28 protein-coding genes are annotated in these 25,391 nt (G+C 61.4%); 21 read left to right on the top strand and 7 right to left on the bottom strand.

Features of this window, described 5'->3' with window-relative positions; translation table 11 throughout:
• Positions 1 to 255: 255 nt before the first annotated feature.
• The gene (locus tag ACIPO9_RS15800; RefSeq protein ID WP_400781943.1) at positions 256 to 636 is read right to left on the bottom strand and encodes a hypothetical protein; all 381 of its coding nucleotides are present in this window, start codon (positions 634 to 636) and stop codon (positions 256 to 258) included.
• 155 nt (positions 637 to 791) lie between these two features.
• On the opposite strand from ACIPO9_RS15800, the gene ACIPO9_RS15795 reads away from it, so the two are divergent.
• A complete protein-coding gene (locus ACIPO9_RS15795) occupies positions 792 to 989 on the top strand; it encodes a heavy-metal-associated domain-containing protein (protein ID WP_400781940.1) in 198 nt (65 codons plus the stop codon).
• Between the two features lie 143 nt (positions 990 to 1,132).
• Here ACIPO9_RS15795 and ACIPO9_RS15790 read toward each other — a convergent pair whose 3' ends face one another.
• Positions 1,133 to 2,992 carry a DUF4105 domain-containing protein gene (locus ACIPO9_RS15790; RefSeq protein ID WP_400781938.1) on the bottom strand — a complete coding sequence of 620 codons (1,860 nt, stop codon included), beginning with the start codon at positions 2,990 to 2,992 and terminating at the stop codon, positions 1,133 to 1,135.
• Between the two features lie 75 nt (positions 2,993 to 3,067).
• Positions 3,068 to 3,556, bottom strand: coding sequence for a DUF3015 domain-containing protein (locus tag ACIPO9_RS15785; RefSeq protein ID WP_274134128.1), 489 nt, complete (start codon positions 3,554 to 3,556; stop codon positions 3,068 to 3,070).
• Between the two features lie 281 nt (positions 3,557 to 3,837).
• Between ACIPO9_RS15785 and ACIPO9_RS15780 the strand changes: the two genes are divergently transcribed.
• The 5 genes from ACIPO9_RS15780 (at position 3,838) to ACIPO9_RS15760 (ending at position 8,721) form a co-directional block, all read left to right on the top strand.
• Positions 3,838 to 6,270 (top strand): Lon protease family protein, encoded by a 2,433-nt coding sequence (locus ACIPO9_RS15780; RefSeq protein WP_274134129.1) that lies wholly within the window; start codon positions 3,838 to 3,840, stop codon positions 6,268 to 6,270.
• A gap of 185 nt (positions 6,271 to 6,455) precedes the next feature.
• Positions 6,456 to 6,785 carry a hypothetical protein gene (locus tag ACIPO9_RS15775; RefSeq protein ID WP_274134130.1) on the top strand — a complete coding sequence of 110 codons (330 nt, stop codon included), beginning with the start codon at positions 6,456 to 6,458 and terminating at the stop codon, positions 6,783 to 6,785.
• A gap of 179 nt (positions 6,786 to 6,964) precedes the next feature.
• Complete coding sequence (locus tag ACIPO9_RS15770) at positions 6,965 to 7,453, top strand: TIGR00645 family protein (protein WP_274134131.1); 489 nt, start codon at positions 6,965 to 6,967, stop codon at positions 7,451 to 7,453.
• A gap of 259 nt (positions 7,454 to 7,712) precedes the next feature.
• On the top strand, positions 7,713 to 8,018 hold the full coding sequence (locus ACIPO9_RS15765) for a DUF6482 family protein (RefSeq protein WP_274134132.1): 306 nt from the start codon (positions 7,713 to 7,715) through the stop codon (positions 8,016 to 8,018).
• A gap of 85 nt (positions 8,019 to 8,103) precedes the next feature.
• A complete protein-coding gene (locus ACIPO9_RS15760; protein WP_274134133.1) occupies positions 8,104 to 8,721 on the top strand; it encodes an FKBP-type peptidyl-prolyl cis-trans isomerase in 618 nt (205 codons plus the stop codon).
• Positions 8,722 to 8,791: 70 nt separating this feature from the next.
• Here the strand turns inward: ACIPO9_RS15760 and ACIPO9_RS15755 are convergent, their stop codons facing one another.
• Together ACIPO9_RS15755 and ACIPO9_RS15750 are read right to left on the bottom strand one after the other, a co-directional pair.
• Complete coding sequence (locus tag ACIPO9_RS15755; protein WP_274134134.1) at positions 8,792 to 9,073, bottom strand: hypothetical protein; 282 nt, start codon at positions 9,071 to 9,073, stop codon at positions 8,792 to 8,794.
• A 269-nt stretch (positions 9,074 to 9,342) separates the two neighbouring features.
• Positions 9,343 to 10,311, bottom strand: coding sequence for a polyprenyl synthetase family protein (locus ACIPO9_RS15750; RefSeq protein ID WP_274133671.1), 969 nt, complete (start codon positions 10,309 to 10,311; stop codon positions 9,343 to 9,345).
• A gap of 241 nt (positions 10,312 to 10,552) precedes the next feature.
• On the opposite strand from ACIPO9_RS15750, the gene rplU reads away from it, so the two are divergent.
• The 5 genes from rplU (at position 10,553) to ACIPO9_RS15725 (ending at position 14,315) form a co-directional block, all read left to right on the top strand.
• The gene (gene rplU, locus ACIPO9_RS15745) at positions 10,553 to 10,867 is read left to right on the top strand and encodes a 50S ribosomal protein L21 (RefSeq protein ID WP_093464734.1); all 315 of its coding nucleotides are present in this window, start codon (positions 10,553 to 10,555) and stop codon (positions 10,865 to 10,867) included.
• A gap of 37 nt (positions 10,868 to 10,904) precedes the next feature.
• Positions 10,905 to 11,177 carry a 50S ribosomal protein L27 gene (gene rpmA, locus ACIPO9_RS15740; protein WP_037015434.1) on the top strand — a complete coding sequence of 91 codons (273 nt, stop codon included), beginning with the start codon at positions 10,905 to 10,907 and terminating at the stop codon, positions 11,175 to 11,177.
• A gap of 214 nt (positions 11,178 to 11,391) precedes the next feature.
• Complete coding sequence (cgtA, locus tag ACIPO9_RS15735; protein WP_400605369.1) at positions 11,392 to 12,618, top strand: Obg family GTPase CgtA; 1,227 nt, start codon at positions 11,392 to 11,394, stop codon at positions 12,616 to 12,618.
• 85 nt (positions 12,619 to 12,703) lie between these two features.
• The gene (proB, locus tag ACIPO9_RS15730) at positions 12,704 to 13,822 is read left to right on the top strand and encodes a glutamate 5-kinase (RefSeq protein WP_400605367.1); all 1,119 of its coding nucleotides are present in this window, start codon (positions 12,704 to 12,706) and stop codon (positions 13,820 to 13,822) included.
• Between the two features lie 22 nt (positions 13,823 to 13,844).
• Positions 13,845 to 14,315 carry a CreA family protein gene (locus ACIPO9_RS15725; RefSeq protein WP_274133668.1) on the top strand — a complete coding sequence of 157 codons (471 nt, stop codon included), beginning with the start codon at positions 13,845 to 13,847 and terminating at the stop codon, positions 14,313 to 14,315.
• Positions 14,316 to 14,589: 274 nt separating this feature from the next.
• Here ACIPO9_RS15725 and rpsT read toward each other — a convergent pair whose 3' ends face one another.
• A complete protein-coding gene (gene rpsT / locus ACIPO9_RS15720; protein ID WP_108237862.1) occupies positions 14,590 to 14,865 on the bottom strand; it encodes a 30S ribosomal protein S20 in 276 nt (91 codons plus the stop codon).
• A 250-nt stretch (positions 14,866 to 15,115) separates the two neighbouring features.
• Between rpsT and murJ the strand changes: the two genes are divergently transcribed.
• The 6 genes from murJ (at position 15,116) to ispH (ending at position 22,619) form a co-directional block, all read left to right on the top strand.
• Entirely contained in the window at positions 15,116 to 16,660 is a 1,545-nt protein-coding gene (gene murJ / locus ACIPO9_RS15715; RefSeq protein ID WP_400605364.1) for a murein biosynthesis integral membrane protein MurJ, read from the top strand.
• Between the two features lie 118 nt (positions 16,661 to 16,778).
• Complete coding sequence (ribF, locus tag ACIPO9_RS15710; RefSeq protein ID WP_400781934.1) at positions 16,779 to 17,714, top strand: bifunctional riboflavin kinase/FAD synthetase; 936 nt, start codon at positions 16,779 to 16,781, stop codon at positions 17,712 to 17,714.
• A gap of 13 nt (positions 17,715 to 17,727) precedes the next feature.
• Positions 17,728 to 20,559, top strand: coding sequence for an isoleucine--tRNA ligase (gene ileS, locus ACIPO9_RS15705; protein ID WP_400781932.1), 2,832 nt, complete (start codon positions 17,728 to 17,730; stop codon positions 20,557 to 20,559).
• Positions 20,552 to 21,067 (top strand): signal peptidase II, encoded by a 516-nt coding sequence (gene lspA / locus ACIPO9_RS15700; RefSeq protein ID WP_274133664.1) that lies wholly within the window; start codon positions 20,552 to 20,554, stop codon positions 21,065 to 21,067. Before ileS ends, lspA begins: the two co-directional genes overlap by 8 nt.
• Complete coding sequence (gene fkpB / locus ACIPO9_RS15695) at positions 21,060 to 21,512, top strand: FKBP-type peptidyl-prolyl cis-trans isomerase (RefSeq protein WP_274133663.1); 453 nt, start codon at positions 21,060 to 21,062, stop codon at positions 21,510 to 21,512. Before lspA ends, fkpB begins: the two co-directional genes overlap by 8 nt.
• A 159-nt stretch (positions 21,513 to 21,671) precedes the next feature.
• On the top strand, positions 21,672 to 22,619 hold the full coding sequence (gene ispH, locus ACIPO9_RS15690) for a 4-hydroxy-3-methylbut-2-enyl diphosphate reductase (RefSeq protein WP_400781929.1): 948 nt from the start codon (positions 21,672 to 21,674) through the stop codon (positions 22,617 to 22,619).
• A 17-nt stretch (positions 22,620 to 22,636) separates the two neighbouring features.
• On the opposite strand, the gene ACIPO9_RS15685 is transcribed toward ispH, so the two are convergent.
• Positions 22,637 to 23,140 (bottom strand): GspH/FimT family protein, encoded by a 504-nt coding sequence (locus ACIPO9_RS15685; RefSeq protein ID WP_400781926.1) that lies wholly within the window; start codon positions 23,138 to 23,140, stop codon positions 22,637 to 22,639.
• Positions 23,141 to 23,310: 170 nt separating this feature from the next.
• Between ACIPO9_RS15685 and pilV the strand changes: the two genes are divergently transcribed.
• Genes pilV through ACIPO9_RS15665 form a run of 4 tightly spaced genes read left to right on the top strand, consistent with a single transcriptional unit; the run spans position 23,311 to position 25,390 of the window.
• Complete coding sequence (gene pilV / locus ACIPO9_RS15680; RefSeq protein ID WP_400781924.1) at positions 23,311 to 23,766, top strand: type IV pilus modification protein PilV; 456 nt, start codon at positions 23,311 to 23,313, stop codon at positions 23,764 to 23,766.
• The gene (locus ACIPO9_RS15675) at positions 23,763 to 24,464 is read left to right on the top strand and encodes a PilW family protein (protein WP_400781922.1); all 702 of its coding nucleotides are present in this window, start codon (positions 23,763 to 23,765) and stop codon (positions 24,462 to 24,464) included. Before pilV ends, ACIPO9_RS15675 begins: the two co-directional genes overlap by 4 nt.
• Before the next feature lie 11 nt (positions 24,465 to 24,475).
• A complete protein-coding gene (locus tag ACIPO9_RS15670; protein ID WP_400781919.1) occupies positions 24,476 to 24,955 on the top strand; it encodes a PilX N-terminal domain-containing pilus assembly protein in 480 nt (159 codons plus the stop codon).
• A gap of 12 nt (positions 24,956 to 24,967) precedes the next feature.
• Positions 24,968 to 25,390: a type IV pilin protein gene (locus ACIPO9_RS15665; RefSeq protein WP_400781917.1), complete on the top strand. Its 423-nt coding sequence runs from the start codon at positions 24,968 to 24,970 to the stop codon at positions 25,388 to 25,390.
• The last annotated feature ends 1 nt before the right edge of the window (position 25,391 follow it).

Raw genomic sequence — 25,391 nt, 5'->3', positions numbered from 1 at the left:
CCGAGCGCAGGCGTCGTGTAGGGGGATGAGCGGCATGGATGCCGCGAAAGCCGTGCGGGCCAGGGACGGCCCATCACGGCGTGCCCCCGGAACGGCGCCGGAGTCGAGGGAAGTCCGAAGGACCCCAGCCTGTCGCAGGGCTTTTTTGGTTACTTTTTCAGCTCTTGGAAAAAGTGACCCGCCGTAAGGGCGGAAGGCTGACTCCGAGTCGACATCGCAACCAGATATGCTCGCCAAACGCCAAAACCGCAACTGTCAATAATTCAAATCAGCCCGCTTGAGATACATCCCATTAGGCCCCGACGCGATCCGGTACTTCAACACATCCCCCGCATTAATATGCAGCCGCGTATTGTTCTGCGCCTCGATCCCCGGCAAACACCCCGGCGCCTGCCCCGGCAACACCCGCAGGCGCACCGACAGATCCCCCGCCGGCAGGTTGAACGAACGCGACTCCTCCTGAAACAGCCGGCCTACCAACTGATCCTGCATGTAAATGCCAATCTCACAGGACGTCGCCACTTCCAGCCGCTCGCGAGAAATGATGAGCACCCCGTAATCCTGATCGGCCTGTGCCCAGGATGCGCAGGCCACCAGACCGATAAAACCTGCAATGCGAAAGGCTGACCAGCCCATGGCCGATGTCTCCTGATGTACGTTGATGAAACACTTTGGCTCAGCTTTCCATGGAATACCAGCCCGGCAGAAACGCCACAAACTTGACCTTGCCATGGTGGGAAGGTGGAAGATCACGACATCTGGTCACATTTCTTCCAGCGAGGAGTCATCCGATGCAAACATTCAACGTTCAAGGCATGACCTGCGGCCACTGCGTTCGCGCGGTGACCAATGCAATCAAGGGCGAAGATCCGGCCGCCGAGGTGCAGGTTGACCTGCCCAAAGGCGAAGTGGCCGTGCAAAGCCGGTTGGCGGCGGAGCAGGTGATCGGGTTGATCGAAGAAGAGGGCTACAGCGTCCAGACGAAGTAACGTCTTGCCTGAACCCTCTGTAGGAGCGCGCTTGCCCGCGACGGCGGTGGGGCAGACGATAACTGTGTCACTGACCCACCGCCGTCGCGGGCAAGCGCGCTCCTACAGGTTTTGTGTTCGCCCGCGACACGGGAACGATCTGGTCAATAGTGATACCACTTCAACTCAAGCATCACCTCGTTCACCGGGGAACTCATCTCACTGAAATCCCGCTGTGCGCTGAGGCGCACGCCCAGGTTGCGCGACAATTCCCACTGCTGATTCAGACTGATCGTGCGACGCACCTCGCCGTTGGTGAAGTAGTCGCCCTTGGTTTCCAGGCTAAAATTGCCCAGTGGATTGCGCCACAGCACGCCGGTGTTGAAACCCGCTGCCGGTGAGACGAGGGCCGAGAAGTCATTGTTGTGCTCCACCCGCACCGTGCCCAGCGCAAAGCCCAGCATGTCGTCGCCCAGTTTCCAGGTGCCGCCCGCGCCGCCGTTGACGTGGCTGACCAGGTTCTCGTCGCCGTGCTTGCCCAGCACCCGCTCAAGGCCGCCAGCCACTTGCCATGACCAGGGCTTGAGCAACTCATTGCGCGGGGTCAGCGAGCGGATGGTTGCCAGGTCCAGCCGCTGCACTTGCCAGTGGCTGTCTTCGTACTGGCGCAGCTTTAGCTGCAGGATCTCGATCTGCGCGCCCAGCGGGAAGCCATAGGCGTTGTCGTTGAGGTCGTGATAGGCCATGCGCAGGCCATATTCGGCAAAGGCCTTGTCATCACGGGTGCCCACGCCCAGTTGCCAGGTGCGCGACTCATGGCCGTCTTCAGGCAGGCCGGGGCGCTCGATTTCAAGGGCCGGCGGCGGGTTGGTGCTGATGGCGCGCAGCAGGTCATAACTGCGCTGCGAGCGGGCAGGGTCACGTTCCTCGCCATTGGCGCGGTAACGTTCAAGGCGGTAGGCCGCGTCCTGAATCAACGCCTGGCGCTCCTTGGGCAGGGCGGCGTAATCGGGGCTCTGCATTTGCTTCTGATCGGCGCTGACTTTCAGCACCTGCTGCTTTTCATCGTGGCTCAGGGGCTCGGCGCGGCTGAGCAACTCGCGCTCCTTGGAAGGCCGGTAGTCGATCTTCTCCACCAGCCCGGCCTCCTTGACCGCGCGCACGGTGTCGGTGGGGATGGCGGTGAGGCGGAACTGCGGCGTGAGATCAAGGCTGGGGCGCGCCACTTGCAGCAGTTCGAGCAGGCGATAGGAGCAGTTTTCGTCGAAGAAGAAATAGCCGAAGCGGATCTGCTTGAGTTCCCACACGTGCTCGACCATGCGCCGGGTTTCTTCCGGGGTCAGGTTCAGGCGGTACTCCCACAGGTCGCGGTTTTCCAGGCTGCTGTATTCGGAAAGTTTCTCCTGGTAGGGCACCAGCGCGAACAGGCCGGGGTAGCCGCCCATCAAGCCTTTCCAGGCATAGAGGATGCTGTTGTCGGAGCCTTCGATGTAGGCGCCGAAGTTGATCGCATAGCTGAGCAGGGCGGTCTTGTTGGCCTGCACGTCAGCCTGGTCGATGCGCAGCAGGGTGTGGCCGAACATCGATGAGGGGCTATTGAGGTAGGCCGCAGGGAAGATCATCACCGTGCTGTCCGGCGCCACGTCAGAAAACCACTTGTTGAATTCCTTGCAATCGACGGCGGGCAGGTCGGTCAGTTTCAGCTCGTCGCGCAGGTAACGGGTGCGGGAAGGGTAAACGCACTGCGGATGTGCGTCTTCCTGCCCTGCAACGACCGGGCGGTAGATCGCCTCAAGGGTTGCGGCCAGTTCGGCCATCGGGTCATGGGCGCCGTTTTTGGCGAGGAAGAATTTGGCATCGTCCACATAGCTGCGCCAGCCACCGAGCTTGCCGGCTTCGTAATGTCCGATGGCAATCCAGAATCTGGAAGAGGCCAGTTGCTGCAAACGATCTTGGTCGACTTGCGGTGTGGCAGACAGCGGGGCACAGACACAGAGCGCCAGCCAGGCGAGGCGTTTGAGCATAGATTGGCAACTAGTCAGATGGGATCGGAAGCAGTGAATGCCTGCCCTCTCGAAAGAGGGCAGGTTTGCGCGACTTTAGGCCTGGGTTGCGTATTTGGCCAGAGCCGGGTCGTTCTTCAGCACGTCGAGGGTGTTGGTGTGCACGTCCTCGGCAGTGGCATCAGCCTTGTTGAAGATCTGTTGGTAGTGGTCATGGGTGACTGCGGCGAAACGGGCACGATCCTGCGGTGCCACGCCGAGCACGACCGCGTAGGTGGTGAGCGCCTCGCCCTGGCCCATGGCCATGTCTTTGGAGAGTTCGTCCATCATGCCGTTCATGGCCAGCCACGACTTGCCGCCGTAGGTCAGGGCCGCGTTGGTGGAGCAGCCGTTGGTGCCTGAGGTCATGCCGAAAGTGGCGTTACCGGAGGTGCCGTTGGTGGTGGAAGCGAGGAAGTGTGCCGGGGTGCCGCGCTGCCCTTCGAACAGCATGTTGCCCCAACCGCAGTCTGGACCGCCGGGAGCTTGAGCCATGGCGTTTATGGACACAGCGGCGAAGAGAGTACCAAGAAGAATCCGTTTCATAGCTTTAGTCTCTGTTGTTTCAACCAAGGGTCGGATTCCTGGCCGAAAACAGCGCCAGGGAGGGCCGGTTTATTGATTTGTTACCGGCCGCGCAGGTTGGAGTTTAGGCAGGATCTGAACGTTCCGTGATTTATTGCGTTTTGTTGTATGCAGGCCGCGTCTTAAAAGGCTGTGGGAATGTTCATCAAGCTAAAACATATTCAGGTGTTTCCTTCCTTGCCAGTCTGGTGCGCCGAGCGCCAGAATGCCCCCATCTGCCCCGCCTGATGTAAGGATGTCCGATGCCCGATTCTGTAGCTGCCAGCCTGCGACTTGCGCCTGAGGCGCTGACCCGTCCCTTCTCCGCTGAACAGTTCAGCTTCACGACAACCAACGATCTGGAACCCTTTCGCGGCGTGCTCGGTCAGGAACGAGCGGTCGAGGCCCTGCAATTCGGGGTGGCGATGCCGCGCCCCGGCTACAACGTGTTCGTCATGGGCGAGCCTGGCACCGGTCGCTTCTCGTTCGTCAAACGCTACCTCAAGGCCGAGGGCAAGCGCATGCAGACCCCGTCGGACTGGGTCTACGTCAACAACTTCGACGAGCCCCGCGAGCCACGCGCCGTGGAGCTGCCACCGGGCAGTGCCAGCTCGTTCATGTCCGACATCAACGGGCTGGTCGACAACCTCTTGTCGACTTTTCCTGCCGTGTTCGAGCATCCGTCCTACCAGCAGAAAAAAAGCGCCATCGACCGCGCGTTCAATCAGCGCTATGACCGCGCCCTGGATGTGATCGAGCGCCTGGCGCTGGAAAAGGACATCGCCCTGTACCGCGACAGCAGCAACATCGCCTTCACCCCGATGCTCGAAGGCAAGGCGCTGGATGAGGCCGAATTCTCGCAGTTGCCGGAAGCCGAGCGCGAACGTTTTCACACCGATATCTCGGCGCTGGAAGAACGCCTGAACGAGGAACTCGCGAGCCTGCCGCAATGGAAGCGCGAGTCCAATAACCAGATGCGTCAGCTCAACGAAGAGACCATCATCCTGGCCCTGCAGCCGCTGCTGGCCCCGCTGTCGGAGCAGTACGCCGAGAACGCGGCAGTGTGCGCCTACTTGCAGGCGATGCAGGTCAACCTGCTGAAAACAGTGGTCGAGCAACTGGTCGATGACAGCAAGACCGACGCCCAGGCGCGCAAGCTGCTCGAAGAGCAATACTGCCCAAGCCTGGTGGTGGGCCACTCGGCCAGCGGCGGGGCGCCGGTGGTGTTCGAACCGCACCCGACCTACGACAACCTGTTCGGCCGTATCGAATACAGCACCGACCAGGGCGCGCTGTACACCACCTATCGCCAGCTGCGCCCCGGTGCGTTTCATCGGGCCAACGGCGGCTTCCTGATTCTGGAAGCCGAGAAGATGCTCAGCGAGCCGTTCGTGTGGGACGCCCTCAAGCGCTCGCTGCAATCGCGCAAGCTGAAAATGGAATCGCCGCTGGGCGAGCTGGGCCGCATCGCCACCGTGACCCTGACCCCGCAGACCATCCCGCTGCAGGTCAAGGTCATCATCATTGGCGCGCGGTCGCTGTACTACACGCTGCAGGACCTGGATCCGGACTTCCAGGAGATGTTCCGGGTGCTGGTGGACTTCGACGAAGACATCCCGATGGTCGACGAGAGCCTGGAGCAGTTCGCCCAGTTGCTCAAGACGCGCACCTCCGAGGAAGGCATGGCGCCGCTGACCGCCGATGCGGTGGCGCGCCTTGCGACCTACAGCGCACGACTGGCCGAGCATCAGGGGCGGTTGTCGGCGCGCATCGGTGACCTGTTCCAACTGGTCAGCGAGGCGGATTTCATTCGCAGCCTGGCCAACGATGAACGCACCGACGCCGGCCACATCGAGCGCGCGCTCAAGGCCAAGGCCACGCGCACCGGTCGGGTCTCGGCGCGGATTCTGGACGACATGCTCGCCGGTATCATTTTGATCGACACCGCAGGGGCGGCAGTCGGCAAATGCAACGGGCTGACGGTGCTGGAAGTGGGCGATTCGGCGTTCGGTGTGCCGGCGCGGATTTCCGCCACGGTCTATCCGGGCGGCAGCGGCATCGTCGACATCGAGCGTGAGGTCAACCTCGGCCAGCCGATTCACTCCAAGGGTGTGATGATCCTTACCGGCTACCTGGGCAGCCGTTACGCGCAGGAATTTCCGTTGGCGATTTCCGCGAGCATCGCGCTGGAGCAGTCCTACGGTTACGTGGACGGTGACAGCGCCTCGCTTGGCGAGGTGTGCACGCTGATCTCGGCCCTGTCGAAAACGCCGCTCAAGCAGTGTTTCGCCATCACCGGCTCCATCAACCAGTTTGGTGAAGTGCAGGCGGTGGGCGGGGTCAACGAGAAGATCGAAGGCTTCTTCAGGCTCTGCGAAGCCCGAGGCCTGACCGGCGATCAGGGCGCGATCATCCCGCAGGCCAACGTGGCAACCCTGATGCTCGACGAGCGCGTGCTGCAAGCGGTGCGCGCCGGGCAGTTCCACGTGTACGCCGTGCGCCAGGTGGACGAAGCCCTCAGCCTGCTGGTGGGCGAGGCGGTTGGCGAGGTGGACGAGGAAGGCCAGTTCCCGGAAAACTCGGTCAACGGGCGGGTGGTGGATCGCCTGCGCGACATCGCCGAAATGCTCAGTGACGAGGACCTCAAAGAGCTCGAAAAAGAGGCGCCACAATTACAGCCCGAACTGAAAAGTTGAGTGTTTGACGTCAACTAAACAGGGCGCCTGATGGCCAAATGACCATTCGGCGCCCTTTTTTGTTTTCACTCTTTTCCTTGAGGGTATTTGTTCGTTATTGTCGCGTTACAGCAGTTGTCAAAAGGACTGACGCGTTTCCTGGCCTGTTCTTGGAAATGAATACTGCAATCAATGAGGAGCTCGCCATGCCGCGCAGCCTCTGTCTTACTCGCCAATGCCTGGGTCTGGTGACCCGTATCGAATGTGTGATTCGCCCTCTGTCTGGTGACAACGGTATGTGGACACTGTTGTTTGCCGCCGGGATGTCCGGGGAGCAGCCTTCCGCGTTAAAAGCCCAAGGCCCGTTTCACGGTCCGGTCGCTGCCGAGTCGGTGCTTGATGCGATTGCAGAAAGCCTTGCGCTGCATGGCTATCAGACCGCAGAAGAGATACCGATCTGGAGCCTGCACCTGCAAGGCGAGCTGCGACGGATCAACGGCTCGACTCACAACCAGCGAACCTCTCCCGCCCACTGACAACTTGCCTCGACGAAGGCCACGTCTGTTATTCCTGCACGGCAGAGCTGTAGCGTGGAATTCGTCGAGTACTGCATCAGCCTTCCTCTCAAGTTAATTGTTTCAAGTCTTGTCGCGAGCGCTTGTGTGTCACGGCCTTCGCCCTATACTCGCGGGCTTTCAATCAACTGTGAGTTTCAATGGAACGTTTTATCGAAAATGCCATGTACGCGTCGCGCTGGTTGCTGGCGCCGATTTACATTGGTTTGTCGCTGGGCCTGCTGGCGCTGGCGCTGAAGTTCTTTCAGGAAATCTTCCACGTCATCCCCAACGTTTTTTCGCTGGCCGAATCGGACCTGATCCTGGTACTGCTGTCGCTGATCGACATGGCGCTGGTGGGCGGCCTGCTGGTGATGGTGATGATCTCCGGCTACGAAAACTTCGTCTCGGAACTGAACATCGACGAGGGTAAAGAGAAGCTCAGCTGGCTGGGCAAGATGGACTCTTCTTCGCTGAAGATGAAGGTCGCGGCGTCCATCGTCGCCATCTCGTCGATCCACCTGCTGCGGGTGTTCATGGACGCCAAGAACATCGAGCCGCAATACCTGATGTGGTACGTGATCATTCACATGACCTTCGTGGTATCGGCGTTCGCGATGGGTTATCTGGACAAGCTGACCAAGCATTGATCTGGTTGGTGTGATATGGGGATTTCACCCGGCATCGGCTCCGGCGAAATCCCTGTAGGAGCGCGCTTGCCCGCGATTGCGTTCTACTTGTCACATCTTCATGACTGGCCTACCGCGGTCGCGGGCAAGCGCGCTCCTACAGGGGATGGTCGTTTGGGCAAAAAATGACCAGCGGCACCGCCGGCCCCTTGATCTGCGGCCAGACTGGGCGAAACTTGTAGTTCGCTCACAGAAGTCCGAGATCGACGAGGGTCCTCTCATGAATCTGCAGGAACTGACCGCCCACGCCAGCGCAGGGCATATCGACGAGCTGAATCTGATCTCCATGGAAGGCGGCATTTATCTGCTCGAAGCGCGAATGCACGGCGCGGCGCACCCCTTGAACGATGCCCACGGCAAGACCTTGCACTTGCGCTCGGTCGAGCACGCCCGGGATGTGCTGCACGCGATCACCCCGATGCCGTTCAATCTGGTTCACGCTGTGGTGCACGACGAGATGTGCGGCATCCGTGATGACGAAGAACAGACCGTGCGGGTGCCGATGTCGATTCGTTCGGCCTGGTAGTCATTACCTCGGTTTTCAGCTTGTGCTAGGCTGCTCGGCCTTTTAGTTCAGGGCGCCTGCGGGTGCCCTTCAACGGAGCAGCACCATGTCCGAAGTCAATCTGTCCACCGACGAAACCCGCGTCAGCTACGGCATTGGTCGTCAGCTGGGCGACCAACTGCGCGACAACCCGCCACCGGGTGTCAGCCTGGATGCCATCCTCGCCGGCCTGACCGATGCGTTCGGTGGTGTCCCGAGCCGCGTCAGCCAGGAAGAAATGGCTGCAAGCTTCAAAGTCATTCGTGAAATCATGCAGGCAGAAGCTGCCGCCAAGGCCGAAGCCGCTGCCGGTGCTGGCAAAGAGTACCTGGCTGAAAACGCCAAGCGCGAAGGCGTGACTACTCTGGCCTCGGGCCTGCAGTACGAAGTGATCACTTCCGGCGAAGGCGCTCAGCCAAGCCGCGAAAGCAACGTGCGCACCCACTACCACGGCATGCTGATCGACGGCACCGTGTTCGACAGCTCCTACGATCGTGGCGAGCCTGCCGAATTCCCGGTCGGCGGCGTGATCGCCGGCTGGACCGAAGCCCTGCAACTGATGAAAGCCGGCAGCAAATGGCGCCTGCACGTTCCTAGCGAACTGGCCTACGGCGCACAAGGCGTTGGCAGCATCCCGCCGCACAGCGTGCTGGTGTTCGACGTAGAGCTGCTCGACGTACTGTAAGCAGCTTTAAGCGGCAAGTTGCAAGCTGCAAGTCAAAGCGGCTCTTTGCTGACTGGCGCTAAGCGTTCAGTCAGTGACGAACAGCTTGAGGCTTGAAGCTTGCAACTTGTAGCTGCTCTACGCAGGCCGGGCGCAATGCTCGGGCATAGCAGAACAGAAACAGGCTGCGCACCATCTCCTTTTGCACACCCGGCTCCGATGAGCTGAGGCTGTGGACGTCCAGGTCACCCTGGTCGCGCAATTCATCCAGAGCGTCTTCTTCCAGCACGGCACAGACCTCACCGGTTTCACGGTGCAGGATGCGCAGGTAAGGGTGTGGGCGATCCAGCCACGCATCGATCAGGTAAGTCATGTTCGTTCTCCTTGAAAGGCTTTCAATGAGAATAATTCTTATCTGAAGAATAGCAAGGATCTATTTGAGATTAATTCGCATTTTGATGCAGTGGTGACGCGGTCCCGTAGCAGCACGGCTTGCCGGCGGGGGCGGTGTGTCAGACACGCATTTGTCACTGATCCACCGCTCCCGCCGGCAAGCCGTGCTGCTACGGGGCGATGAGTTAGCGGAGCAGGCACAAAAAAGCCCGTCACATGGACGGGCTTTTCGGTCGGGCAGGGCGCCTGTCAGTGCGTGCGGGCCACTGCGAACTCGCTCAGTTCGATCAGCGCGTCGCGGTATTCGCTGGCTGGCAGGGCGTCCAGGCAGGCGATGGCGCGGGCAGCGTAGTCGCGGGCCAGCTTGGCGGTGTAGTCCAGCGAGCCGGACTGCTCGACCGCCTCACGGATGCTTTCCAGATCTTCCAGGCCGCCTTTCTGAATCGCCTTGCGCACCAGCGCAGCCTGTTCTGCCGTGCCTTCACGCATGGTGTAGATCAGCGGCAGGGTCGGTTTGCCTTCTGCCAGGTCGTCACCGATGTTCTTGCCCATGGTCTCGGCGTCGCCGCGGTAGTCCAGCAGATCGTCGACCAGCTGGAACGCGATACCCAGGTGATCGCCAAAGGTGCGCAGGGCTTCGCTCTGCACATCGTTGGCCTGGGCCAGGGCGGCGGCGCTGTGGGTCGAGGCTTCGAACAGCATGGCTGTCTTGCCGCGAATCACTTCCATGTAGGTTTCTTCGGTTGTGCTGGCGTCGCGCACCTTGGACAGCTGCAGCACTTCGCCTTCGGCAATCACGCGAGTGGCCTTGGAGAGGATCTTCATGACCGGCATCGAGCCCAGCTCGACCATCATCTCGAAGGAGCGCGAGTAGAGGAAGTCACCGACCAGCACGCTTGGCGCGTTGCCCCACATGGCGTTGGCGGTCGAGCGGCCACGGCGCATGCCGGACATGTCGACGACGTCGTCGTGCAGCAGGGTCGCGGTGTGCAAAAATTCGATGGTCGCCGCCAGCAGGCGCAGATCGTCGCCGCCATGGCCCAGTGCCTTGCCGCACAGCAGCACGAGCAGGGGACGCAGGCGTTTGCCACCGGCGGAGGTGATGTAGTCGCCGATTTTGGAGACCAGCGGCACGCGCGACGTCAGCTGCTTCTTGATAATGTGGTCGACGGCTGTAAAGTCGTCAGCCACAGCGCGATAGAAGGCTTGAGGTTGCATCTGCAAGGCGTGCTCCATAAGGGTTGCGCGGCATGCTAGGTGGCAGGCCCCACCCTGTCAAGGCGTGACGTAAGGCCCCTTGCAAGGCGTTCGCCGCTTGCGTACAATCGCGCACCCTAACTTTCCTGGGCAGCACCTGCCTTACGCAATTGCATGACCGGCCTTTCCAGCCCCATGCAGCCATGCCAGCCGATACTCTTCTTATAAAGAGCTGGGTGAGCAGGATTTTCGGAGATATACCATGTCGTACGCAGTAATCGTTACTGGTGGCAAGCAGTACAAAGTCGCCCCAGGTGAATACCTGAAAATTGAAAAACTGGAAGTCGCCACCGGCGAAACCGTTACCTTTGACCGCGTTCTGTTGGTTGCCAACGGTGACGATGTCAACATCGGTGCTCCAGTTGTCGCCGGCGCTACCGTTGTGGCTGAAGTGATCTCCCAAGGTCGTCACGATAAAGTCCGCATCATCAAGTTCCGCCGTCGTAAGCACCACATGAAGCGTATGGGCCACCGCCAGTGGTTCACCGAGATCAAAATCACCGGTATCCAGGCCTGATTTTTCAGCCTGATACCCTAATAGGAGTATTGAACTCATGGCACACAAAAAAGCTGGTGGTAGTACCCGTAACGGTCGCGACTCAGAAGCCAAACGCCTTGGCGTGAAGATGTATGGCGGCCAGGTAATCGTTCCGGGCAACATCATCGTGCGTCAGCGCGGCACCCAATTCCACGCTGGCTACGGCGTTGGCATGGGCAAGGATCACACCCTGTTCGCTAAAGTCGAAGGCGTGATCAAGTTCCAGGTTAAAGGCGCCTTCGGTCGTCGCTATGTAAGCATCGTGCCAAAGACTGAAGTCGCGGCATAATCTTGCGTTAGCAGATCAAGCCCTGTCTCGCGACAGGGCTTTTTCGTTTGTAGAGAGCCGAGAATTTGCGCTCTGGTGAGTCTCTTGCAAAGCTGTTTGTGTGGGCCGTTGTGGTGTGAGGCGCTGGTTTCTGATCGGTATCGCAACGCTCATCTTTGCAAGAGCCTTATGAATTTATGTTGTTTGCTCGTCTTTGTGACGGGAGGCGTGCGTTATGAAATTTGTTGATGAAGTATCCATTCGGGTGAAGGCCGGTGACGGCGGCAACGGTTGCATGAGCTTCCGTCGCGAAAAATTCATCGAAAACGGTGGTCCTAACGGCGGTGACGGTGGTGATGGCGGCTCGATCTACATGGTCGCCGACGAAAACCTCAACACCCTGGTCGACTACCGCTACACCCGCCACTTCGATGCCGAGCGCGGTTCCAACGGTGGTAGCACCGATTGCACCGGCCGCAAGGGTGAAGACCTGGTGCTGCGCGTACCGGTCGGTACCACGGTGATCGACGCCAGCACCCAGGAAATCATCGGTGACCTGACCAAAGCCGGTCAGCGCCTGATGGTGGTGCAGGGTGGTTGGCACGGTCTGGGCAACACCCGTTTCAAATCCAGTACCAACCGCGCGCCGCGCCAGACCACGCCAGGCAAGCCGGGCGAGCAGCGTGACCTGAAGCTCGAAATGAAAGTGCTGGCCGACGTTGGTCTGCTGGGTCTGCCGAACGCGGGCAAAAGCACCTTCATCCGTTCGGTTTCGGCCGCCAAGCCAAAGGTTGCGGACTATCCGTTCACCACGCTGGTGCCAAACCTGGGCGTAGTCAGCGTCGACCGCTGGAAGAGCTTTGTCATCGCCGACATTCCCGGCCTGATCGAAGGCGCATCCGACGGCGCGGGCCTGGGCATTCGCTTCCTCAAGCACTTGGCGCGTACCCGTCTGTTGCTGCACCTCGTGGACATGGCGCCACTGGACGAAAGCGATCCGGCCGATGCCGCCGAAGTGATCGTCAACGAGCTGCTCAAGTTCAGCCCGGCGCTGACGGATCGCGATCGCTGGCTGGTCCTGAACAAGTGCGACATGCTGCCGGAAGAAGAGCATGAAGCGATCAAGCAGCGGATTATCGAGCGCCTGAACTGGGAAGGTCCGGTCTACATGATCTCGGCGATTTCCAAGCTGGGTACCGAGCGCATCAGCCACGACATCATGCGTTACCTGGAAGACCGTGCCGATCGCCTGGCCAATGACCCGGCCTACGCCGAAGAACTGGCTGAGCTGGATCAGCGCATCGAAGACGAAGCCCGTGCCCAGTTGCAGGCGCTGGACGATGCCCGTGCCCTGCGTCGCAGCGGCGTGAAGAGCGTGCATGACATCGGCGATGACGATGATTGGGATGAAGATGACGTGGACGATGAAGATGGTCCGGAAATCATTTACGTCCGTGAGTGATCGAGTGAAGTAAACTACAGCGCCGCTCCCAGAGCGGCGTTTTAGTATCTTGGATTTGTACTTTCTGGCTTAAGGTTGAAAGATCATGCGGAGCAAGGTGACAGGTGCCCAGCGTTGGGTTGTGAAGATCGGAAGTGCGCTGCTGACGGCGGACGGCAAGGGTCTTGATCGCAACGCGATGGGTGTTTGGGTCGAGCAGATGGTGGCGCTGCATGAAGCGGGCGTCGAACTGGTTCTGGTTTCTTCCGGTGCGGTGGCCGCCGGTATGAGTCGCCTGGGCTGGGCTGTGCGACCGAGTGCCATGCATGAGCTTCAGGCAGCGGCGGCGATTGGCCAGATGGGCCTGGTGCAGGCCTGGGAGTCGAGTTTTGCCGAGCATGACCGGCACACCGCGCAGATTCTGCTGACCCACGACGACCTGTCCGACCGCAAGCGCTACCTCAATGCCCGCAGTACGCTGCGCACGCTGGTCGAGCTGGGTGTGGTGCCGGTCATCAACGAAAACGACACGGTGGTCACCGACGAAATCCGTTTCGGCGACAACGACACCCTGGCGGCGCTTGTGGCCAATCTGGTCGAGGCGGACTTGCTGGTGATCCTGACGGACCGCGACGGTATGTTCGACGCCGATCCGCGCAACAATCCCGAGGCGCAGCTTATTTACGAAGCCCGTGCCGATGATCCGGCGCTCGACGCCGTGGCAGGCGGTACCGGTGGTGCGCTGGGGCGCGGCGGCATGCAGACCAAGCTGCGTGCGGCGCGTCTGGCGGCCCGTTCGGGTGCTCACACGGTGATCGTCGGTGGTCGTATCGAGCGCGTGCTGGCGCGCCTCAAGGCCGGCGAGCGGCTGGGCACGCTGCTGTCGCCTGAGCGCGGCATGCTGGCGGCGCGCAAGCAGTGGCTGGCAGGGCACCTACAGACGCGCGGCACCCTGGTGCTGGATGATGGCGCGGTCAAGGCGCTGACCGAAAGCAACAAGAGCCTGCTGCCTGTGGGTGTGAAAGTGGTTCAGGGCAGCTTCCGCCGCGGCGAGATGGTGGTGTGCGTGGCTGCGGACGGTCGCGAGATCGCCCGGGGTCTCAGCAACTACAGTGCCCTTGAGGCGCAGAAGATCATCGGTCAGCCCTCCGATGCCATCGTCAAGGAGTTGGGCTACATGGCCGAGCCCGAGCTGGTGCACCGCGATAACCTGATTCTGGTCTGATCCTTCATTTAAGGAAGCTGCAATGCGAATCGTGAAAGGGATAGTGGGCGCGCTGCTGATGCTGCCTTTGCTGGCGTCGGCCGAAGAGATTGGCCAGGTGTCGACGGTGTTCAAGTTCGTCGGCCCCAATGACCGGATCGTGGTCGAGGCGTTCGATGATCCCAAGGTCGATGGTGTGACCTGCTACCTGTCTCGTGCCAAGACGGGCGGCCTCAAGGGTGGGCTGGGTCTGGCGGAAGACCGTGCCGAGGCGTCCATTGCCTGTCGCCAGGTCGGGCCGATTCACTTCAAGGGTGAGTTGAAGGACGGCGACGAAGTGTTCAAGGAGCGCACCTCGCTGGTGTTCAAGACCATGCAGGTGGTGCGTTTCCTGGACAAGAAGCGCAATACGCTGGTGTATCTGGTGTACAGCGACCGCGTGATCGAGGGCAGCCCGCAGAATGCGGTGACAGCGATTCCGATCTTGCCTTGGGCGCCTGCGCCGGCTCCGTGATTGAGTGAGGAGGCTGGGCGAGGGGTTGGCTTGGGATTGTTACCCTGATGCCCTTCGGGCCTTTCGCGGGCAAGCGCGCTCCTACATTTGTTGCAACGTGCCATCGTCTGTTGCAACGTGCCTCGCTCTCGTAGCAGCACGGCTTGCCGGCGGGAGCGATTTTGAGTCGGCGGTGGTCTTGAGAATGTCCCCGCCGGCAAGCCGTGCTGCTACAGGATCAAATCGCGGGCAATAAAAAACCGACCCTGAGGTCGGTTTTTTAATAAGCGGTCGCTTAGGCTGCAGCTTGGTTCAGAGCCTTGACGTGACCGTTCAGGCGGCTCTTATGACGAGCGGCCTTGTTCTTGTGGATGATGCCTTTATCGGCCATACGGTCGATAACTGGCACAGCCAGAACATAAGCGGCTTGCGCTTTGGCAGCGTCTTTAGCGTCGATGGCCTTAACTACGTTCTTGATGTAGGTACGAACCATGGAACGCAGGCTGGCGTTGTGGCTGCGACGCTTCTCAGCCTGTTTTGCACGTTTTTTGGCGGAAGGTGAGTTGGCCACCGTCGAGCTCCTCGAAAGACTTGGGAAATAGCTAACAAAATAGGCCGCGAATCATGCCGATGAGTTTGATGCTTGTCAAGGGCGGATGATGCGTTCCGCTGAGTGGTCGCCGTGTGATGCCAGGGTTATTTCTTTCCGGCGTACGACCTGTAAACTCGCGGGTTTTGGCTCAGTGCTGTTTTGCGGCGCGGAGTATCGCATAAATGGACAGCGCTTACGCGCATCCTTTGGTCGGGCGCACACACTTTAGATGAATCTACTCAAATCGCTTGCCGCCGTAAGCTCTATCACGATGCTTTCGCGGGTCCTGGGCTTTATCCGCGACACGATCATCGCCCGGGCTTTCGGGGCCGGAATGGCAACGGATGCCTTCTTCATCGCATTCAAGCTGCCCAACCTGCTGCGCCGGATTTTCGCCGAGGGCGCCTTCTCCCAGGCCTTCGTGCCGATCCTGGCCGAATATAAAAGCCAGCAGGGCGAAGAAGCCACCCGCACCTTTGTCGCTTATGTCACCGGCCTGCTGACGCTGGCCCTGGCGCTGGTCACGGTGCTGGGCATCGTCTTCGCGCCCTGGGTGATCTGGGCCACCGCGCCGGGCTTTGCCGACACGCCGGAAAAATTCCAGCTGACCTCCGACCTGCTGCGCGTCACCTTTCCTTATATATTGCTGATCTCGCTGTCATCGCTGGCGGGGGCGATCCTCAACACCTGGAACCGCTTCTCGGTGCCGGCCTTTGTGCCGACGCTGCTCAACCTGTCGATGATCGTGTTCGCGCTGTTCCTCACGCCGTACTTCCATCCACCGGTCATGGCGCTGGGCTGGGCGGTGCTGGCGGGCGGTCTGCTGCAATTGCTCTATCAACTGCCGCATTTGAAGAAGATCGGCATGCTGGTCCTGCCACGCCTCAATCTTCGCGATACCGGTGTGTGGCGGGTGATGAAACAGATGCTGCCGGCCATGCTCGGCGTGTCGGTGAGCCAGATTTCGCTGATCATCAACACCATCTTTGCCTCCTTTCTGGTGGCAGGCTCGGTGTCCTGGATGTACTACGCCGACCGCCTGATGGAATTGCCATCCGGTGTGCTGGGTGTCGCGCTGGGGACGATCCTGCTGCCGATCCTGTCGAAAACCTACGCCAACAAGGACCGCCACGAGTATTCGCGGATCCTCGACTGGGGGCTGCGTCTGTGTTTCGTGCTGGTGCTGCCCTGTACGCTGGCGCTGGGGCTTCTGGCCGAGCCGTTGACCGTTTCGTTGTTCCAGTACGGCAAGTTCGACGGCCATGACGCACTCATGACCCAGCGTGCATTGATTGGTTACGCGGTGGGGCTGTTGGGTATCATTGTGGTCAAGGTGCTCGCGCCCGGCTTCTACGCGCAGCAGAACATCCGCACGCCGGTGAAGATCGCAATCTTCACCCTGGTGGTGACTCAGGCGTTCAACGTGCTGTTCGTGTTCGGCATCCACCTGGCCCACGCGGGCCTGGCGCTGGCGATCAGCATGGGGGCCTGCCTCAATGGCCTGCTGCTGTTCTGGCAGTTGCGCAAGCAGGACCTGTTCCAGCCGCAGCCGGGCTGGCCGGTATTCCTCATCAAGCTGCTGGTCGCCGTGTCGGTGATGTCGGCGGTGTTGCTGGGCCTGATGCATGTCATGCCGGCCTGGTCGGATGGCCAGATGCTCGACCGCTTCCTTCGTCTGGGCGGGTTGGTGATCGCCGGTGTCGTTGCGTATTTCGGCATGTTGCTGTTGCTGGGCTTTCGTCTGAAAGACTTCGCCCGCAAGGCGATCCTGTAGGATCAGTCGTCGGTTTATGCCGGTTAACGTCGATTGTTGCGTTTTGCCTGGGTGTGTCGCCTGTCGTTGAGGGCGGTGTGTGGTTATAATCGGCCACTTTATGAGCAAGAAGCGCGTTATGCAGCTGGTTCGAGGTCTTCACAACCTGCGCCCCCAGCATCGGGGCTGCGTCGCCACCATTGGCAACTTCGACGGGGTTCACCGTGGCCACCAGGCTATCCTGGCGCGTCTGCGTGAGCGTGCCGTCGAGCTGGGCCTGCCCAGTTGCGTGGTGATTTTCGAGCCGCAACCGCGCGAGTTCTTTGCCCCTGAAACGGCGCCAGCGCGTCTGGCGCGCCTGCGCGACAAGCTGGATCTGCTGGCGGGCGAGGGCGTCGATCTGGTGCTGTGCCTGGCGTTCAACCAGCGCCTGAGCAAGCTCTCCGCCGCCGAGTTCGTCGACACCGTACTGGTCGACGGCCTGGGTGTGAAGCATCTGGAGGTTGGCGACGATTTCCGTTTCGGCTGTGACCGGATCGGCGATTTCGACTTCCTGCAAAAGGTCGGCGCCGAAAAAGGCTTTACCGTGGAAGCGGCACAGACCGTCGAAATCGACGGCGTGCGCGTCAGCAGCACCAAGGTGCGAAATGCCCTGGCCGCCGCAGACTTCACCCTGGCCGAGCATCTGCTGGGCCGTCCGTTCGAGATATCCGGCCGTGTGCTGCACGGTCAGAAGCTGGCGCGAAAGTTGGGCACGCCCACTGCCAACGTGCAGCTCAAGCGTCGTCGCGTGCCCCTGACCGGTGTCTACCTGGTCAGCGCCGAGATCGACGGCAAGGTCTGGCCAGGCGTCGCCAACATCGGCGTGCGTCCGACCGTGGCGGGGGATGGACGCCCGCACCTTGAAATACATCTTCTGGATTTTGCCGGTGATATCTATGGCCGGCGTTTGACGGTGGTCTTCCACCAAAAGCTGCGCGATGAGCAGCGTTTTGCCTCCCTGGAGGCGCTCAAGACGGCGATCGATGCGGATGTCGCTGCCGCCCGTGCCCATTGGGGCATGGTCAACCGCTAATTTAGAGCCTGAAATGACCGACTACAAAGCCACGCTTAATCTTCCGGACACCGCCTTCCCGATGAAGGCCGGCCTGCCCCAGCGCGAGCCGCAAACTCTGCAGCGCTGGGACAGCATTGGCCTGTACCAGAAGCTGCGCGAAATTGGCAAGGATCGTCCAAAGTTCGTCCTGCACGACGGTCCTCCGTACGCCAACGGCAATATCCACATCGGTCATGCGGTCAACAAGATTCTCAAGGACATGATCGTGCGCTCCAAGACCCTCTCGGGCTTCGACGCACCTTATGTTCCGGGCTGGGACTGCCACGGCCTGCCGATCGAGCACAAGGTCGAGGTTACCCACGGCAAGAACCTGCCTGCCGACAAGACCCGCGAGCTGTGCCGCGCCTATGCCGCCGAGCAGATCGAAGGCCAGAAGGCCGAGTTCATTCGCCTGGGCGTCCTGGGTGACTGGGCCAACCCGTACCGCACCATGGACTTCGCCAACGAAGCCGGGGAAATCCGTGCGCTGGCCGAAATGGTCAAGAACGGTTTCGTGTTCAAGGGCCTCAAGCCTGTGAACTGGTGCTTCGACTGCGGCTCGGCCCTGGCTGAAGCGGAAGTCGAGTACCAGGACAAGAAGTCCTCGACCATCGACGTCGCCTTCCCGGTGGCCGATGCCGACAAGCTCGCCGCCGCCTTCGGCCTGCCGAGCCTGGCCAAGCCTGCCGCCATCGTGATCTGGACCACCACCCCGTGGACCATCCCGGCCAACCAGGCGCTCAACGTTCACCCGGAATTCAAGTACGCGCTGGTCGATACCGGCGAGCGCCTGCTGGTGCTTGCCGAAGAGCTGGTCGAATCCTGCCTCAAGCGCTGGAACCTCGAAGGCACCGTGCTGGCCACCGCGCCAGGTGCGGCCCTTGAGCTGGTCAACTTCAGCCACCCGTTCTACGAGCGCCTGTCGCCAGTGTATCTGGCCGAGTACGTCGAACTGGGCGCGGGCACCGGCGTGGTTCACTCCGCGCCTGCCTACGGCGAGGACGACTTCGCGACCTGCAAACGCTACGGCATGGTCAACGACGACATCCTGACCCCGGTGCAGAGCAACGGCGTCTATGCGCAGTCCCTGGAGTTCTTCGGCGGCCAGTTCATCTGGAAGGCCAACCCGGCCATCGTCGAGAAGCTGCAGGAAGTCGGCGCGCTGTTGCACACCGAAACCATTTCCCACAGCTACATGCACTGCTGGCGCCACAAGACTCCACTGATCTACCGCGCCACCGCGCAGTGGTTCGTGGGCATGGACCGCCAGGCGGCCTCGGGCGCCACCCTGCGCGAAACCGCGGTCAAGGCCATCGAGGACACCAAGTTCGTACCGGCCTGGGGCCAGGCGCGCCTGCACTCGATGATCGCCAACCGTCCTGACTGGTGCATCTCCCGTCAGCGCAACTGGGGCGTGCCGATCCCGTTCTTCCTGGACAAGGCAACCGGCGAGCTGCACCCGCGCACCGTCGAGCTGATGGAAGAAGTCGCCAAGCGTGTCGAGAACGAAGGCATCGAAGCCTGGTTCAAGATGGACGCCGCCGAACTGCTGGGCGATGAAGCCGCGCAGTACGACAAGATCTCCGACACTCTGGACGTCTGGTTCGACTCGGGCACCACTCACTGGCACGTGCTGCGCGGCTCGCACCCGATGGGCCACGAGAGCGGCCCACGCGCCGACCTGTACCTGGAGGGTTCGGACCAGCACCGCGGCTGGTTCCACTCCTCGTTGCTGACCGGCAGCGCCATCGACGGCCATGCGCCCTACCGCGAGCTGCTGACCCACGGCTTCACCGTGGACGAGAACGGCCGCAAGATGTCCAAGTCGCTGGGCAACGTCATCGCGCCGCAGAAGGTCAACGACACCCTGGGCGCCGACATCATGCGCCTGTGGGTTTCGGCCACCGACTATTCGGGCGAGATGGCTGTCTCCGAGACCATCCTGCAGCGCAGCGCCGACGCTTACCGCCGCATTCGCAACACCGCGCGTTTCCTGCTCTCCAACCTGAGCGGCTTCAACCCGGCCACTGACATCCTGCCTGCCGACGAAATGCTGGCACTGGACCGTTGGGCGGTGGATCGCGCTTTGCTGCTGCAGCGCGAGCTGGAAGAGCATTACGGCGAATACCGTTTCTGGAACGTCTACTCCAAGGTGCACAACTTCTGCGTGCAGGAGTTGGGCGGCTTCTACCTGGACATCATCAAGGACCGCCAGTACACCACCGCGGCCAACAGCAAGGCCCGCCGTTCGTGCCAGACCGCGCTGTTCCACATCTCCGAAGCGCTGGTGCGCTGGATCGCTCCGATCCTGGCCTTCACCGCCGACGAGCTGTGGCAGTTCATGCCGGGCGAGCGCAACGAGTCGGTCATGCTCAACACCTGGTACGAAGGCCTGAGCGAGCTGCCGGAAGGCTTCGAGCTGGACCGCGCCTACTGGGAGCGGATCATGGCGGTCAAGACCTCGGTCAACAAGGAACTGGAAAACCAGCGCGCGGCGAAAGCCATCGGTGGCAACCTGCAAGCCGAAGTGACCCTGTACGCCGAAAGCGACCTGACCCTGGACCTGAACAAGCTGGGCGACGAGTTGCGCTTCGTGCTGATCACTTCCAAGGCCAGCGTGGCGCCGTTCGTCGATGCCCCGGCCGATGCCGTGGTCACTGAGGTGGCGGGCCTGAAACTCAAGGTGGTCAAGTCCGGCTACGCCAAGTGCGGCCGTTGCTGGCACTTCCGCGAGGACGTGGGCGTGCACGCCGAGCATCCGGAAATCTGCGGTCGTTGCGTCGACAACATCAGCGGTGCGGGCGAGGTTCGTCACTATGCCTAATGCGTCGGCTGGCCGTATGGGCCGTTTGAGCTGGCTGTGGTTGAGCGTGCTGGTGCTGATCATCGATCAGGCCAGCAAGTACTACTTCGAGAACTCGCTGAGCCTGTACCAACAGATCGTGGTCATCCCCAGCTATTTCAGCTGGACGCTGGCCTACAACACCGGCGCTGCCTTCAGCTTCCTGGCTGACAGCTCCGGCTGGCAGCGCTGGCTGTTCGCCCTGATCGCCGTGGTGGTCAGTGCGGTGCTGGTGGTCTGGCTCAAGCGCCTGGGGCGCAACGAGACCTGGCTGGCCGTCGCCCTGGCCCTGGTGCTGGGCGGCGCGCTAGGCAATCTGTACGACCGCATTGCAATCGGTCACGTCATCGACTTCGTGTTGGTGCACTGGGATAACCGCTGGTACTTCCCGGCCTTCAACTTTGCCGACAGTGCCATCACTGTAGGCGCGATCATGCTTGCCCTGGACATGTTCAAGAGCAAGAAAACCGGAGAACCCGTTCATGACTGAACACGCTATTGAAGAAGTCCGCATCGGTCAGAACACGGAAGTTACCCTGCACTTCGCTTTGCATCTGGAAAACGGCGACACTGTAGACAGCACCTTCGACAAGGCCCCGGCCACGTTCAAGGTGGGTGACGGCAGCCTGTTGCCGGGCTTCGAAGCCCTGCTGTTCGGCTTCAAGGCCGGCGACAAGCGCACCCTGCAGGTCCCGCCAGAGAACGCTTTTGGCCAGCCCAACCCGCAGAACGTGCAGATCATGCCGCGTTCGCAGTTCCAGAACATGGATCTGGCCGAAGGCCTGCTGGTGATCTTCAACGATGCGGCCAATACCGAGCTGCCGGGTGTGGTGAAGGCGTTTGACGACGATCAGGTGACCGTCGACTTCAACCATCCGCTGTCGGGCAAGACGTTGACGTTCGAAGTGGAAATCTTCGAGGTCAAATCGCTGTAACCGACCAGGCAGATGACCTGTAGGAGTGAGCTTGCTCGCGATGACTGAGCATCATTCAACACCTATGTTGAAGGAAAGGTCCTCATCGCGAGCAAGCTCACTCCTACAATTGTTTTTATCGTTTTCGCTATTTCTTGCGCGCAAGACACGAGGCACATCATGCAAATCAAACTCGCCAACCCACGTGGCTTCTGCGCCGGGGTGGACCGTGCGATCGAAATCGTCAATCGCGCGCTGGAAGTGTTTGGCCCGCCGATCTACGTGCGCCATGAAGTGGTTCATAACAAATTCGTCGTCGAAGACCTGCGCAGCCGTGGCGCGATCTTCGTCGAAGAGCTCGACCAGGTGCCGGACGACGTCATCGTCATTTTCAGCGCCCACGGCGTGTCCCAGGCCGTGCGCAGCGAAGCGGCAGGCCGTGGCCTGAAAGTCTTCGACGCCACTTGCCCACTGGTCACCAAGGTTCACATCGAGGTTGCCCGTTACAGCCGCGATGGTCGCGAATGCATCCTGATCGGCCATGAAGGCCACCCGGAAGTCGAAGGCACCATGGGCCAGTACGACGCGAGCAATGGCGGCGCGATCTATCTGGTCGAGGATGAAGAAGACGTTGCCAACCTCAAGGTGCAAAACCCCGATAAGCTCGCCTTCGTGACCCAGACCACGCTGTCCATGGACGACACCAGCCGCGTGATCGACGCCCTGCGTTCGCGTTTCCCGGCCATCGGCGGTCCGCGCAAGGACGACATCTGCTACGCCACGCAAAACCGTCAGGATGCCGTGAAACAGCTGGCTGACGAGTGCGACGTGGTGCTGGTGGTCGGCAGCCCCAACAGCTCCAACTCCAACCGCCTGCGCGAACTGGCCGAGCGCATGGCGACCCCGGCCTACCTGATCGATGGCGCCGAAGACATGCAACGCAGCTGGTTCGACGGCGTCGAGCGGATCGGCATCACCGCAGGGGCTTCCGCACCTGAGGTGCTGGTGCGTGGCGTTATCCAGCAACTGCAAGCCTGGGGTGCCACGGGCGCTGACGAGCTGGCAGGGCGCGAAGAGAACATCACCTTCTCGATGCCCAAGGAACTGCGCGTCAAGCAGGTCCAGTAAGCGCAACGCCAGCGGGCTCAGGTGCAGGGCTCGCTGCTGAAGCCCTCGTCACGCAGGATGATCCGGCCGGTCACGGCGATCACCACCTGATAATGGCTGGCGGGCGAATCATCGCGACACACCGCCAGCGTGCCGTTGGCACTTTCCAGCGGCCTTCCGGCGCGGTCGAAACCGACCCGCTCGGCCACCTTGCTGTTGCCTATCACCTTCACGTTCCGGTGGCCGCTGAACTCGGCCAGCAGGTACTCGGCATCACCCGGCAACTGCTGACGACGACTGTCTACAAACACGCTCCAGCCCTTGCTCCAGTTGCCGTCGTTTGCCTGCACCACCACCGGCTGATTGCGCAGGATGGCCTCGGCGCGGGCCATGCGCAGGCTGCTGGTGAGTTGCTGCGCGGTGTCGTGGCGTCGCTGTGAATCGATGAATGCCCCAAGGCTCGGCGCGGCCAGGGCGGCCACGATGCCGAGCAGCGCAAGCCCGGCCAGCAACTCCAGCAGCGTCAGTCCGTCTTGCCTCATGTTTCAGCCCTCCCTTGCCTCAGCGCGCCCTAGAAGACTCCTGTTGCGAGGGATAGACAATCTCCGGATTGTCAGCCGGTGTGTCCGCAAGCTGCGGTTACACACCTGTCGGGCAGGACGCCGCGGATCGGCTTCAATGGTCACTGCACAGGGACTTGCGGAGGTGAGCGATGGGGGCAGGAGCAGGGCAGGCGGGGGCAACCCTGATCGAAGTGATGGTCGCATTGCTGGTGCTCGGTGTCGGCATTCTGGGCGTGGCTTTGTTGCAGCTCAATGCGCTGAAACACTCCGACAGCGCGATGCGCAGCAGCCAGGTGAGCTTCGTTGCCCAGGACTTGCTGGAGCGGGTTCGCGCCAACCCCGACGGCCATTACGCGCTGGCATCCCTCAGCCAGGCGCCGTCTGCCGCCAGCCTTGAAAGTCCACGAGACCAGGACCTGTTCGACTTCGCCGATCAGTTGCGGCGCATGGCCGGCAGTGACGTTCAGGCGTCCATCGCCGTGGCCGGCAGCCAGGTTACAGTCACCGTGGACTGGAACGACTCAAGGGCACAGGGCTCCGAGGCTTATACCCGCACATTGTCCCTGAGCAGCCTGATCAAACCGCTGTGGAGTACCCAGCCTTGAAGCGCGCAACCCGCGGCTTCGGCTTGGTCGAAATCATGCTGGCGCTGTTGCTGGGGCTGGTGATTTCGCTGGCCCTGGCGCAGATCTTCATCACCTCTCGCAGTACCTTCCTGAGCCAGGCGGCGTCGGCCAGCCTGCAGGAGGACGCCCGGTTCGTGCTGGCCAAGATGATTCAGGAGGTGCGTCTGGCCGGTGCGTTCGGTTGCCTGGCCAGTGTGCGGGACGAGAGCACTGGCGCAGCGTTCTCGGCGGCCTTTCGTTCACCGGTTCAGTGGGATGCACCCCAGGCCGCGTTGACGCTCAACACCACTGCACCCGCCGACAGCGGTTCGTGGCACAACTGGGAAATCCACACCGATTGCACGTCCACGGCCACTGCCTGGACCCGAGGGCGAGCGCCGAAACCTGCCGAAGGCGAGCACGTGCTGGCGATTCATCAACAGGTCTATAGATTCAATCAAGGCGCCGGCGAGCTGACCCTCAACGGCCAGCCGCTGATCAGCAACGTGGGTGCGTTCGAGGTGCTGTTCGGTGTCGCCAGCGCCGCCGACGCACCGGGCATTGCCCGCTACACCGCGCAACCCGCCCCCGCGTTGATTCGCAGCGTGCGCCTGGCATTGACGCTGTTCGACCCCGCTGACCGCACCCGGCAGCAGACCTTCAGCGTCGTCGCCGCCATTCGTAACCGTACCGGTTGAGGAGAGCGCAGATGAATGCTGAACGAGGCGCGGTGCTGATCGCCGCGCTGGCATTTCTGGTGCTGGTGACTTTGCTTGCCACCTCATCGATGCAAAACGCCACCCTGCAGGAGAAGGTGGCGGGCACCCTGCAACGACGCAACCTGGCGTTGCAGGCGGCCGAGACGGTTTTGAGAACCGGTGAAGCGCAGGTGGTCGCCCCCGGCTTTCTCCTGCCCGAGTGCTCCGGCCCGGCCACCTGCATGCCGCCACCGGAGGCCTTGACGCTGTCAGGCGCTGGCAGCGGTGGAGGTTCAGGTGTGAACTGGCTGGCGGGCGCGGGTGGGGTCTACGGCATCCAGCACCTCGGGCAAACCGAAGATCCGGCCCATGGCAACGGAACTGCTTCGCTCTATCGGATCACGGCGGTGGTGATACAGGGCAGCTCGCGGACGGTGCTTGAGAGCATCCACACCGCCGAGCGGCGGATCATGTGGCGACAACGGCAATGAGGAGGCAGGGAGATGGCAGCCAGCAACAGGGGATTCTCGATGATCGAACTGCTGATCGCCGTGGCGATCGTCGCGATTCTCGCCGGCGTCGCCTACCCGGCGTACACCGAATACTCGAAGAAAGCCCGCCGCTCGGAAATCGCGGCGCTGCTGGTTGAAGAGGCACAAAGGCTGGAGCGTTTCCATTCACGCGCAGTCCAGTACGCAGATGTCATCGGGCCGCCCGCGCACAGGCATGAGGTCACGGCTGGCAACGGCTTCTACGCCATCGAGGCCGAGCGCTCCGAAGACAGATTCGTGCTGGTGGCGACGCCGTCAGCCAGCGCGCTCATGGCAGGGGACCGCTGCGGCGCGTTCGTGCTGGAGAACACTGGCAAGCGCGACAACCTTGGGATGTCGGGTGATGCCAGTGTCCAGCAATGCTGGGGGCGGTGAG

Source organism: Pseudomonas sp. NPDC090203 (genome assembly GCF_044746765.1).
In the GTDB taxonomy this organism is placed as follows: domain Bacteria; phylum Pseudomonadota; class Gammaproteobacteria; order Pseudomonadales; family Pseudomonadaceae; genus Aquipseudomonas; species Aquipseudomonas putida_AD.
The sequence above is the reverse complement of the archived record's forward strand: the minus strand, read 5'-3'. Positions and strand labels throughout refer to the sequence as shown.